Raw genomic sequence first — 12,491 nt, 5'->3', positions numbered from 1 at the left:
ACTCACTACGGAGACAGCATGACCATCATCAAACACACCAAAACCATCCTGAGCGGCGCCGCGCTGGCCGTCGCCTTCCTCGGCAGCGCTCATGCCGCCATCGACGTCAGCGGCATCAAGTTCGAGGACACCAATAAAGTCGGCGGTAAGGATCTGAAACTGAACGGCGCCGGCATGCGCACCAAGCTCGTCATCAAAGTGTATGCCGCCGGCCTGTATCTCACCGAAAAGAAGACCAGCGTGGCCGACATTTTGAAAGTCGAGGGGCCGCGCCGTGTGACCCTGGTGATGGCGCGCGATATCGCCGCCGAAGACCTCGGTAAAGCCTTCATGGATGGCATCAACGAAAACCTGGACAAGACGGAGAAATCGAAGATCGTCGGCCAGATCGGCAAGTTCGGCGAGATGTTCGCAAATGTCGACGCCATCAAGAAGGGCGACGTGCTGCACATGGACTGGATCCCGGGCACCGGCACCGTCTGCGAACTCAACGGCAAGCGCATCGGCGAGCCCGTCTCGGATCTGACTTTTTATAATGCCGTGCTGCGCATCTGGCTGGGAGATAAGCCGGTCGACCGCTCGCTGAAACCGGCGCTGCTGGGTGACGCGCGTTAAACGAAGTCGCTAATGAAAAGAAAAAACGCGGCGCCGGGTGACCGGTGGCCGCGTTTTTTTTATGGCTGGGGTTTTATGCGCGGGCGTTGCGGGCCGGACGGGCGGGGCGCGGACGCAGGGTCAGGACGAAAGCGCGCAGTAGGCCGGAGAGCAGGGGCCGGAAAAACATCAACACACAGCCCAGCAGCGCCAGCACCAACGCACCGCGCAGCAGGTCGGCCAGCGCCAGCAGCGGGAACGAGAACTGGGTGACGGTGGCAGCGAAGGACATGATTTTTTTACTATGGGATGTTGTTTTTAAAAACTATAGTGCATTGCAACATATAAATCTAATTTCGTTTATTGATGAGGCTTATATGGATGGTGAATGAAATGGGGTACACTTTGATGCAGACCAATAGCTGCGCTTACCCGCCACCGAGACACTGCCATGAGCTTCCTGACACTGGACTTGAATTTGCTGCGCGTATTCGACGCAGTGATGACCGAACAAAATCTGACGCGCGCCGCCGGCCATCTGGCGATGACCCAGCCGGCCGTCTCGAACGCCATCAAACGCCTGCGCGAAAGCCTGGGCGACGAACTACTGATCCGCACCGCATATGGCGTGAAACCGACGCCGCGCGCGGAAGCGCTATGGCCGGCGGTGCGCGCCGCGCTGCAGTCGCTGGAAGCGGCCGTGATGCCGGAAACCTTCGATGTCTCGAAGGCGCAAGCGACCTTCCGCATGGCAATGGCCGACGCCACCGCCGCCTACTGGCTGCCTTCCTTGATGCGCTCGATCGAGAGCGAAGCGCCGGGCGTCAACATCCGCATGGTGCCGCTGACCACGCGCGAACCGCGCCCGATGCTGCTGCGCGGCGACATCGACCTCGCCGTCGGCTTCTTCCCCGGCGTGGCGGCGCAATTGTCCTATGAAACTGGCTCGCCGATCCGCCACGAGCGCCTGTATTCGGGCCAGTATGTGTGCGTGATGCGTAAGAACCACCCGCTCGCGGCCAGCAAGCTCGACCTTGATGCTTACTGCAAGGCGAATCACCTGCTCGTGAGTTTTTCCGGCCGCGCCCATGGGCTAGTCGACGAGGCGCTGGCCCAGATCGGCCGCGAGCGGCGCATTTTGTTGACCGTGAACCAGTTCTTCACGGCGGGGCGGGTGGTGGCGAATTCGGATCTGATCACGGTGCTGCCGAAGCATCTGATGGTCTCCACCGGCATGACCGAATCCCTGATCTGGCGTGAACTGCCGTTTGCCCTGCCAGCCGTGCACCTCGACATGCTCTGGCACGAACGCGACGGCCGCAGCCCGGCGCACCGCTGGCTGAGGAATAACCTGGAGAATACGGCGGCGGTGGCCACCGCCCCCAAGGGCGAGCGCCAGGCGGCGTAGGGTGGGCGGGTCTCCCGCCCACGCGGTGATACGCGACGGCAGAAGCATCGAGCACGAAATCGGAGGTTTTACGGATCACCGCGTGGACGGCGCAGCCGTCCACCCTACAAATGCGAATTATCGGATCGGCAACTTGGTCGTATTCTTGACCTCTTCCATCACCGCATAGGTATGCGTCTCGCGCACGCCCTTCTGCAGCAGCGTCTTACCGAGGAACTCGCGGTAAGCCGCCATGTCTTTCACTCGCGCTTTGACCAGGTAATCGAAGCCGCCCGCCACCATGTGGCATTCGAGCACTTCGGGAATCAGCTGCACGCTCTGCTTGAAGGCATCGAACACTTCCGGCGTGGTGCGGTCGAGCACGACCTCGATGAACACCAACAGCGAGACGTCGAGCAATTGCGGGTTGAGTTGGGCCGTGTAGCCCATGATGTAGCCGGACTCGTGGAGTTTGCGCACGCGCTCGAGGCAGGCGGCCGGCGACAGGTTCACGCGGGTCGCCAGCTCGACGTTGCTGATGCGGCCGTCGTTCTGTAACTCGGCGAGAATTTTCTTCGAAATCTTGTCCAGCATGCCGTCCGTCTCCCCACGTAAATATTATTTGGTCGAATTCTCGCACCAAAAACTATCTATTGCTAGTGCCCATTAAAAACAGAATTAATCCAGAAGAATTCCTTCTACAATCAAACGATTGAAGCGCCCGTCAAAAGCGCGCCGGCTGTGGCTACAGACCGGCGCGTTTTGCTGTGCGCACCTCTTATCATCTTATAAAGACCCACCATGCAGATCGCCGCTACTGCCGCCTCCACCTTCGTTCCTTTCGACGCATTCCAAGCCGAAATCAAACCGGATCAGACCCCACTGCGCGCCGCCATTACGGCCGCCTACCGCCGCGACGAGGTCGAAGCCGTGCAATGGCTGCTGGCGCAAGGCGCGCGCCCGAGCGCGGAAGCGAAACCGCTGGCGCACCGCCTGGTCTCGAACGTGCGCACGAAGCGCACGCGTGCCTCTGGCGTCGACGCCCTGATGCATGAATTCTCGCTGTCGTCGGAAGAGGGCGTGGCCCTGATGTGCCTGGCCGAAGCGCTGCTGCGCATTCCCGACAGCGCCACCGCCGACCGCCTGATCGCCGACAAGATCAGCCGCGGCGACTGGAAGAGCCACCTGGGCGAATCGCCCTCGCTGTTCGTGAACGCCGCGACCTGGGGCCTGCTGATTACCGGCAAACTGGTGTCGAGCAACAGCGAACGCGGCCTTGGCTCGGCCATGACGCGCCTGATCGCCAAGGGCGGCGAGCCGCTGATCCGCAAGGGTGTCGACCTCGCCATGCGCATGCTGGGCAACCAGTTCGTCACCGGCCAGACCATCGACGAAGCCCTGAAAAACAGCCAGCCGAACGAAGCGCGCGGCTATCAATATTCCTACGACATGCTGGGCGAGGCGGCGCTGACGGAAAGCGATGCGCAAAGCTATTACGCGTCCTACGAAAAGGCGATCCACGCGATCGGCAAGGCCTCGAATGGGCGCGGCATCAAGGCCGGCCCGGGCATCTCCATCAAGCTGTCGGCCCTGCACCCGCGCTATAGCCGCGCGCAAGCGCAGCGCGTGATGAACGAACTGCTGCCGCGCGTGCGCAGCCTGGTCTTGCTGGCCAAGCAGTACAACATCGGCATCAACATCGATGCGGAAGAAGCCGACCGCCTGGAAATCTCGCTCGACATGCTGGAAGCGCTGGCCTTCGACGCGGAGCTGGCCGGGTTCGACGGCATCGGCCTGGTGGTGCAGGGCTACCAGAAACGCTGCCCCTTCGTGATCGACTACGTGATCGACCTGGCCAAGCGCAGCGGCCGCAAGTTCATGGTGCGCCTGGTCAAAGGCGCGTACTGGGATGCCGAGATCAAACGCGCGCAGGTGGACGGCATGCCCGGCTATCCGGTCTACACGCGCAAGGTCTACACCGACGTGTCGTATCTGACTTGCGCCGAGAAACTGCTGGGCGCGACCGATGTTATTTATGCCCAGTTCGCCACCCACAACGCCCATACCTTATCGGTGATCTACACCTGGGCCCAGGAACGCGGCATCGAGAACTACGAGTTCCAGTGCCTGCACGGCATGGGCGAGACCTTGTACGACCAGGTCGTCGGTAAAGAGAATCTGAACAAAACCTGCCGCATTTATGCGCCGGTCGGCTCCCACGAAACCCTGCTGGCCTACCTGGTGCGCCGCCTGCTGGAAAACGGCGCGAACTCGTCCTTCGTGAACCAGATCGTCGACGAAAAGGTGAATATCGAGACCCTGCTCAACGATCCGTTCGAGATCGCGCGCGCCAGCGGCGGTGCGCCGCACACGGGCATCGCCCTGCCGCGTGCGCTGTTCGGCACCGAGCGCAAGAATTCGAGCGGCATCGATTTGACGAATGAAGACGCGCTGCGCACGCTGGGCAGCGAACTGGCGCGCCAGCGCACGTATGAGGCCGCGCCGCTGGTCGCCGGCGCCGTGGCAGGGGCCGATGTGCTGGCCATCCAAAACCCGGCCCAGCGTGCCGACGTCGTCGGCCAGGTGCAGGAAGCGTCCAAAGCCGATGTCGAGACGGCGTTGTCCGCCGCCAGCGCCTTCGCCGCCGAATGGAATGCCAGCGCCAACCGCGAACGCGCCGCCATCCTCGACCGCGTGGCCGACCTGTTCGAAGCCCATTGCGCCGAGCTGATGGCCCTGGCCGTGCGCGAAGCGGGCAAATCGCTGCCGAACGCCATCGCCGAAATCCGCGAAGCCGTCGACTTCCTGCGCTACTACGGCGCCCAGGTAAAAGATGCGCCGGCAGCGCAGGCGCTGGGCGCGGTCACGTGCATCAGCCCCTGGAACTTCCCGCTCGCCATTTTTACGGGCCAGGTCGCCGCGGCCCTGGCTGCCGGCAACGTGGTACTCGCCAAACCGGCCGAGCAGACCCCGCTGATCGCGCACCGCGCCGTCGAACTGTTTTATGAAGCGGGCATCCCGCGCGCCGCGCTGCAACTGCTGCCGGGCCGCGGCGAAGTGGTCGGCGCCGCCTTGACTGCCGATGCGCGTGTAAAGGGCGTGATTTTCACGGGTTCGACCGAAGTAGCCCAGCTGATCAACCGCACCCTGGCGCAACGCGGCGAAGCCGAGGGCATCGACATCCCGCTGGTGGCGGAAACCGGCGGCCAGAACGCCCTGATCGTCGATTCGTCGGCGCTGCCGGAGCAGGTGGTGCAGGACGTGCTCAGCTCAGCCTTCGATAGTGCCGGCCAGCGCTGCTCGGCGCTGCGCGTGCTGTTCCTGCAGGAAGATATTGCGGATAAAACCATCCGCATGTTGAAAGGCGCGCTCGGTGAATTGCGCGTCGGCAGCCCGGATCGCCTGGCAACCGACATCGGCCCGGTGATTGACGGGGAAGCCCAGCGCAACCTGCTCGATCACATCGCGCGCATGAAGGCCACCGCCAAGCAGCATTTCGCGCTCGCGCTGCCGGAGTCCGTCACCTCGCAGGGCACCTTTGTGCCGCCCACCGTGCTCGAGATCGCCTCGCTGGCGGAACTCAAGCAGGAAGTGTTCGGGCCGGTGCTGCACATCGTGCGTTACCGCCGCGCCGACCTGCCCAAGGTGATCGAGTCGATCAATGCCACCGGTTACGGACTGACGCTGGGCGTGCATTCGCGCATCGACGAGACCATCGATTTCATCACCACCCGCGCCCACGTCGGGAATATCTATGTGAACCGGAATATCGTCGGCGCCGTCGTCGGCGTGCAGCCCTTCGGTGGCGAGGGTAAATCCGGCACCGGCCCCAAGGCGGGCGGCCCGCTCTACATCAAGCGCCTGCAGCGCCAGGCTGCGCCCCTGCTGACCCATGCAAATCAACCGTATGCGGCGCTGTCCGGGCTGCTGGTCTGGGCACGCAACAATGGCCACCAGGACATCGTCAGCCTGGGCGAGACCTATGCCCGCACCCAGCTGAACGGCACCACCATCGAGTTGCCGGGCCCGACCGGCGAGAAGAACCGTTTGTCCTTCTGCCCGCGCGGCGTCGTGTTGTGCGCGGCCGCGTCCATGAAGGGCATGCTGAACCAGCTGGCGGCGGCCATGGCAACGGGGAATCGCGCCTTCGTGCTGGCTGGGTCGCAGGCGGCGGTGCCGGAAGACTTGCCGCCGGAAGTCAAGGATCGCATCCGTTTCATTGGCCAGGCGGAAGTCGGCAATTGCGAATTCGGGATTGCGCTGCTGGAGACCGGTCTGCAGGGCACGCTGCGTACCCAGCTGGCGGCGCGGAATGGCGCGATCGTCGGCATCGTCGATACCGATGCGGCGACGCCGGTCGCCTTGTGGCGCCTGGTGGCGGAACGCGCCGTCTGCGTCAACACGACCGCGGCTGGCGGCAACGCAAGCCTCATGACGCTGGGACTGTAACTATGCTGTAGCTGTTTCAATCAACCGGAGGAAGACATGCTAATTGGCGTTCCAAAAGAGATCAAAAACCATGAGTACCGGGTCGGCCTGACCCCGCCTTCCGTGCACGAGCTGGTCGCACGGGGGCATCAAGTGATTGTCCAGAAGAACGCCGGCGGCGAGATCGGCCTCCTCGACGAACAATATGTGGCGGCCGGCGCCACGATCGTCGACAGCGCCGCAGAGATTTTCGCGCGTGCCGAGATGATCGTGAAAGTGAAAGAACCGCAGCCGGGCGAATGCGCGATGCTGCGCGAAGGGCAGATCCTGTACACCTATCTGCACCTGGCGCCGGATCCGGAGCAGACGGCGGCGCTGGTCAAATCGAAGGCGGTCTGCATTGCCTACGAAACGATCACCGGCGCCGGCGGCGGCCTGCCGCTGCTGGCGCCGATGAGCGAAGTGGCCGGCCGCATGGCGATCCAGGCCGGTGCCGCGCACCTGGAAAAATCAAAGGGCGGCATGGGCCTGCTGCTGGGCGGCGTGCCGGGCGTGGCACCGGGCCAGATCGTCATCATCGGCGCCGGCGTGGTCGGCACCAATGCGCTGCAGATGGCGGTCGGCACCGGCGCCCGCGTCACCGTGCTGGATAAAAACATCGAACGCCTGCGCCAGCTCGATCTGGTCTACGGCAACCGCATCGCCACCGTATATTCCACCGGCCACGCGATCGGGGAAGCGGTGCTGGCGGCCGATCTCGTGATCGGCGGCGTGCTGGTGCCGGGTGCGGCGGCGCCGAAGCTGGTCACGCGCGCGATGATCGCGCAGATGAAGAAGGGAGCGGTGGTGGTCGACGTTGCGATCGACCAGGGCGGCTGCTTCGAGACCTCGCATGCGACCACCCATGCCGACCCGACCTATGTCGTCGATGGCGTGGTGCACTATTGCGTGGCCAATATGCCGGGCGCCGTCGCCCGTACCTCGACCTTCGCCCTGAACAATGCCACCATCGGCCATGCGCTGGCCCTGGCGAATAAAGGCTGGCGCCGGGCGCTGCTGGACGACGTTCACCTGCGCCAGGGCTTGAATGTCTGCCTGGGGCAGGTGACGTATGAGGCCGTCGCCCAGACCCTGGGCTACGACTACGTGCCGGCGGACTCGCTGCTGGCCTGATCCTTGTCTACCCCGCCCCCGTCCTGCAGGCAAAAACGCCGCACGATGTAATAAGCGTAACGCGCGGCGACCGACTTCACGAAACGCATGAAGTCGATGGCCGCGTTTTCATTGGCGTTGTCCGAAATCGTGCGGATCACCGCGCAGGGAACGCCGAGTTCGTAACACACCTGCGCCACCGCCGCCCCTTCCATTTCCACCGCCACCAAGCCGGGTAGGGCCGCATTCAGGGCATGGATGTGGGCGCCGTCGTTCACGAACTGGTCGCCGCTGGCAATCAGGCCGCGGTGGATGCGCGGCCGGGTCAGCTTGAACACCGCTTTTTCGTCGGCATCGATGGCGTCCATAAAATCGCTGCCCAGGAAAGCGTAGGCGGCATCGACCAGGCGCATGGCCAGTCCATGGTCGGCGGCGAAATGCGACATCCCGGTCAAGGGCACCTCGAAGCGCGGGAACAGGGGACTGGCATCCATGTCGTGCTGCACCAGCGATTCAGCCACCACGATGTCGCCGACGGCGATGGTTTTATCGCCGCTGCCTGCGACACCCGTAAACAGGATGTGGGTAACTCCGAACTTCTCCACAAGCGTGGTGGTCGTCACCGCAGCGGCGACCTTGCCTATACGCGACAGGACGCACACAGCGTCGATTTCCCACAGTTGTCCGACCCAGTACTCGCGTTGACCATGGATGAGCTTGTAGGGGCTCTCCATGGCGTCCACGAGTCCCTGCTGTTCTTCCGCCAGCGCGCTGATGATCCCGAGACGCATTGTTCAGTTAACCGATATGAGCGTGAATAGACGAGAAAGACGCTGGTAGACCCTGGTTTTTACTTTGCCAAACAGGGTTGTGCACGGTATTCCCGCTGTTCTCTGTTTACAGTAATAAAGGTATGTATACAAATTGGTAGTGATAGTAAACGGCCATGTTGCTGTGGATAAGAGCGGTTTACTCCACAAGATCAGCAGTTTACGTCCTTGTAAACGCGCTGGACAAGGATTGTATCGGCCTTGCACCGATGTTGGAGAAAAAACGGCTTGCCTTCAGTAAACGCCGTTTTGCACATTGGCTCCTGTGGATATGCAAGCGCTTGTCCACAGCCGGGGAGCGCGAACCACGTTGACCGTAGGGTGGGCATGCCCACGGAGGTTACCGGTCGCTATACGGCGAATTCAACTCCGCCACGCATGTTCCCCCTCTTCCTATCTGCCAAACCCTTCCACCCGAACTGCCGGTAACGCAATTCTGGCCATCAACACACGCCTCCCGTTTTTTTTTGCCGGCCTGGCCACCAGCGCTCGCGTTCACCAGCGCTGTTCACCTTCCACTTTCCTGCAGACGCTTTTTGACCTTGCCATGACACGGCTTTTTTTTGGCCAGCACGCATCGCATGCCCCGGTTTTTCACGCGCCGCTTCTTTTACCTGTTTACTTAAAAGAGTTGTATACAAAACTGGTAGTAGTAGTTAACGCGGCCGTTTACTGTGGATAAGCCGGATTTTTTCAACAGGCTCAAGGGTTTAGCGCCTTGTCGATGTGCTGGACAAGCCTTGTATCCGGCTTGCACCGAAGGTGTACAAATTTCGGGCAGTGTCGGCTTTGCCCGCTTCTGCACATTCGCTCCTGTGGATATGCATGGGTTTGTCCACACCCGCTGTCGCGGCCAGGACGTTGATCGTGCCGAGTGCCGGGTAGGTGCAGGCAGGACGGCCGTGCTGGATGCAAATGCGCTTGCAGCAAACATGCAAGGCCGCGATCTGACGCAGGCAGCCAACAGTGGCGTCGTCGACGAAAAAAATTTTTTTGCGCACCCGCGGCGTTCGCTTCTCAGGTTTACAACCAAAATAGGTATACAAGGATAGTAGTAGTGTTAACAACTGGCATTTTCTGTGGATAAGCCGGTTAACGGATGAGAAATCATGGATTTACACGCGGTATAAAGCTGTGATGGCCTCTGTATCGCCGCGCTGGCAAATCTGGACAAGATTTTCGGGGTGCATGAAAGCCGCGTTTTTGCACAATCCGTTCCTGTGGATATCAAGAAGCTTATCCACAGTTGAGCTGTCACCACCCCACTGGCGCGAAGTCTACGATCTGGTAAGCTCCCTTCGGTGAATCGAATTGCTGAACTAACATGAACTGATCGAGGGAGGCGGACATGGGGATCGAGGCGTTGTACCAGGTACCAGTCATCCAGGGCCCGATGGCCGGCGGCTCCTGCACGCCAGAACTGGTCGCGGCCGTGTCGAATGCCGGCGCGCTCGGTTCGTTGCCGTGTTCGCTCCTGAATCCGCAAACGATCGAGGCCCAGGTGGCGCGCATCCGCAGCCTGACCGATCGCCCTTTCATGCTGAATTTTTTCGTCCAGGGTAAACCGGCCCCGAGCGAGGACGAGGTGGCGCACGCCGTCGAACTGCTGCGTCCGGTCTGGGAAAGCCTGGGCTGGAACGAGCTGCCGTTGCCGAAGCAATGGTGCGAGGATTTCGAGGCGCAGTTCGAGACTTTATTGCAGCTACGTCCGCCGGCCGTCAGTTTCACCTTCGGCATCCTGGAGGCGGTGCAGGTCGAGCGCCTGCACCGGGCCGGCATCCTGGTGGCCGGCACCGTCACCACGGTGGCGGAAGCGCTGGCCTGGCAGGCGATCGGGGCCGACGCCGTGATCGCCTCCGGCGTCGAGGCGGGCGGCCACCGCGGCACCTTCATCGGCCGCCAGGAATATGCGAGCTTGTCCAGCCAGGAACTCTGGCCGGCGGTGGCGGCGGCGGTCAAGATTCCTGTGATCGCCGCCGGCGGCATCACGACCGGGGCGGATATCAAACGGGCGCTGGCGCTGGGCGCGCGCGCCGTGCAGATGGGCACCGCCTTTCTCGTCACCGACGAAGCGGCGATTCACCCTGCCTACCGGGCGCGCCTGGTCAGCGGGGAAGGGCGCACGCGCCTGACCCGCAGTTTTTCCGGACGCTATGCGCGCGGTATCGAAAACCGTTTTATGCGCCTGATGGAGAAGGTCGAGCCGCAAGTGCCGCCCTATCCGATCCAGAACGCCCTGACCGGCGGCATCCGCGCCGCGGCGAACCAGCAGGGCGATACCGAATTGATGTCGATGTGGGCCGGCGCCGAATTCGCCCGCGCGCGGCCGATGCCGGCGGCGCAACTGGTCAAGCTGTTGGCAACCGAATTGCAGTCCTGAGGAGCGCGAGACACGTGGAATCGGCTGGAGAATACGACTACATCATCGTTGGGGCCGGTACCGCGGGCTGCGTGCTGGCCAACCGGCTGACCCAGAATAAGAACGTCGAGGTGCTGCTGATCGAAGCGGGCGCGCGCGACGACTATCTGTGGATTCACATCCCCGTCGGCTACCTGCATTGCATCGGCAATCCGCGCACCGACTGGCTGTTCAATACCGAACCCGATCCGGGCCTGGGCGGCCGTGCCCTGATCTACCCGCGCGGCAAAGTGCTGGGTGGCAGTTCCTCGATCAATGGCATGATTTATATGCGCGGCCAGCGCCAGGATTACGAGCGCTGGGCGGATAGCTGCGGCGACGACAGCTGGCGCTGGAATCAGGTGCTGCCGCTGTTCAAAAAAAGCGAAGACCATTACCGCGGCGCCAGCGACGTCCACGGCGCCGGTGGCGAATGGCGCGTCGAAAAGCAGCGCTTGTCCTGGAAAATCCTGGACGCCTTCCGCGATGCCGCCGCCGAAGTCGGCATCGCGAAGGTCGACGATTTCAATACCGGAGATAACGCCGGCTCCTCGTACTTCGAAGTCAACCAGCGCCGCGGCATCCGTTTGAATACCGCGAAAGCATTTTTGAAACCGGCGGCGCGGCGGCCGAATCTGACCATCATGACCGGCTGCCACGTCGAGCGCCTGCTGATCGAGACGGGAGACAATGGCGCCGTCTGCCGCGGCGTCCAGTTCACCGGCGGCGGCCATGCCTACACCGCCACGGCCCGCCGCGAAACCTTACTCGCCGCCGGCGCCATCGGCTCGCCGCATATATTGCAGTTGTCCGGCATTGGCGAGGCCGGTCACCTGCAGCGCCATGGGGTGACGCCGATTGTGGAATTGCCGGGCGTGGGCGAGAACCTGCAGGATCACTTGCAACTGCGCATGGTGTATAAGGTGCAGGGCGTCAAAACCTTGAATACCAGCGCCGCCAGCTGGTTCGGCAAGATGAAGATCGGCCTTGAATACGCTTTCTTGCGCAGCGGGCCGATGTCGATGGCGCCCTCGCAACTGGGCGCCTTTGCCCGGTCGCATCCAGGCGAGGCGACGCCGAACCTGCAATACCACGTGCAACCGCTGTCCCTGGAAAAATTCGGCGACCCGCTGCACGGCTTCCCGGCCTTTACCGCCAGCGTCTGCAACCTGCGCCCGACGGCGCGCGGCCATGTGCGCCTGTCCACCCACGACAGTTATGCCCCTCCGAAGATCACGCCGAATTACCTGAGCACGGCGGAGGATCGCCAGACCGCGGCGGCCGCGCTGGCGCTGACGCGCCGCATCGTCGCCGCGCCGGCGCTGGCGCGCTACCAGCCGCAGGAATTCAAGCCGGGGCCGCTGTACAACACCGAGGAAGAACTGGCCCAGGCCGCCGGCCTGATCGGTACTACGATCTTCCACCCGGTCGGCACCTGCAAGATGGGGAAACCCGACGATCCGCTCGCCGTCGTCGACAGCGAGCTGCGCGTGCGCGGGGTAGGGCGGCTGCGCGTGGTCGATGCCTCGATCATGCCGTTTATTACCTCCGGCAATACGAATTCGCCGACCCTGATGATCGCCGAGAAGGCGGCAGCCCTGATCGCCGCCGTCTAGGTGTAATTGCAACCCTGTGCAACGCTGCACAATCAGTCTGCGTCCGCAGGCTCATTGTGCACGGCTGCACAGAGCGACGTTGTATT

9 protein-coding genes are annotated in these 12,491 nt (G+C 62.6%); 6 read left to right on the top strand and 3 right to left on the bottom strand.

Annotation, left to right across the window (positions count from 1 at the left end; all coding sequences use genetic code 11):
* The first annotated feature begins 18 nt into the window (after positions 1–18).
* Positions 19–615 carry a chalcone isomerase family protein gene (locus ASF77_RS14615; protein ID WP_056340775.1) on the top strand — a complete coding sequence of 199 codons (597 nt, stop codon included), beginning with the start codon at positions 19–21 and terminating at the stop codon, positions 613–615.
* Between the two features lie 73 nt (positions 616–688).
* On the opposite strand, the gene ASF77_RS14610 is transcribed toward ASF77_RS14615, so the two are convergent.
* Positions 689–886: a hypothetical protein gene (locus ASF77_RS14610; protein WP_056340772.1), complete on the bottom strand. Its 198-nt coding sequence runs from the start codon at positions 884–886 to the stop codon at positions 689–691.
* A 159-nt stretch (positions 887–1,045) separates the two neighbouring features.
* On the opposite strand from ASF77_RS14610, the gene ASF77_RS14605 reads away from it, so the two are divergent.
* Positions 1,046–2,002 carry a LysR family transcriptional regulator gene (locus ASF77_RS14605; protein ID WP_056340769.1) on the top strand — a complete coding sequence of 319 codons (957 nt, stop codon included), beginning with the start codon at positions 1,046–1,048 and terminating at the stop codon, positions 2,000–2,002.
* A gap of 117 nt (positions 2,003–2,119) precedes the next feature.
* Here ASF77_RS14605 and ASF77_RS14600 read toward each other — a convergent pair whose 3' ends face one another.
* Entirely contained in the window at positions 2,120–2,575 is a 456-nt protein-coding gene (locus ASF77_RS14600) for an Lrp/AsnC ligand binding domain-containing protein (RefSeq protein ID WP_056340766.1), read from the bottom strand.
* Between the two features lie 207 nt (positions 2,576–2,782).
* On the opposite strand from ASF77_RS14600, the gene putA reads away from it, so the two are divergent.
* Complete coding sequence (gene putA / locus ASF77_RS14595) at positions 2,783–6,430, top strand: trifunctional transcriptional regulator/proline dehydrogenase/L-glutamate gamma-semialdehyde dehydrogenase (protein ID WP_056340763.1); 3,648 nt, start codon at positions 2,783–2,785, stop codon at positions 6,428–6,430.
* A 36-nt stretch (positions 6,431–6,466) separates the two neighbouring features.
* Positions 6,467–7,582 (top strand): alanine dehydrogenase, encoded by a 1,116-nt coding sequence (gene ald, locus ASF77_RS14590; protein WP_056340760.1) that lies wholly within the window; start codon positions 6,467–6,469, stop codon positions 7,580–7,582.
* Here ald and ASF77_RS14585 read toward each other — a convergent pair.
* The gene (locus ASF77_RS14585) at positions 7,552–8,352 is read right to left on the bottom strand and encodes a 5'-methylthioadenosine/adenosylhomocysteine nucleosidase (RefSeq protein WP_056340758.1); all 801 of its coding nucleotides are present in this window, start codon (positions 8,350–8,352) and stop codon (positions 7,552–7,554) included. The two genes, ald and ASF77_RS14585, sit on opposite strands and share 31 nt — an antisense overlap.
* Positions 8,353–9,739: 1,387 nt before the next feature.
* Here ASF77_RS14585 and ASF77_RS14580 point away from each other — a divergent pair.
* Together ASF77_RS14580 and ASF77_RS14575 are read left to right on the top strand one after the other, a co-directional pair.
* Entirely contained in the window at positions 9,740–10,771 is a 1,032-nt protein-coding gene (locus ASF77_RS14580) for a nitronate monooxygenase family protein (protein WP_056340755.1), read from the top strand.
* Positions 10,772–10,785: 14 nt separating this feature from the next.
* Positions 10,786–12,405: a GMC family oxidoreductase gene (locus ASF77_RS14575; protein ID WP_056340752.1), complete on the top strand. Its 1,620-nt coding sequence runs from the start codon at positions 10,786–10,788 to the stop codon at positions 12,403–12,405.
* Positions 12,406–12,491 lie beyond the last annotated feature (86 nt).

The sequence above is a fragment of the Massilia sp. Leaf139 genome (assembly GCF_001424165.1).
GTDB lineage: Bacteria > Pseudomonadota > Gammaproteobacteria > Burkholderiales > Burkholderiaceae_D > Telluria.
Note: the sequence above shows the minus strand (reverse complement) of the source record. Positions and strands in the feature narration are given on the sequence as shown.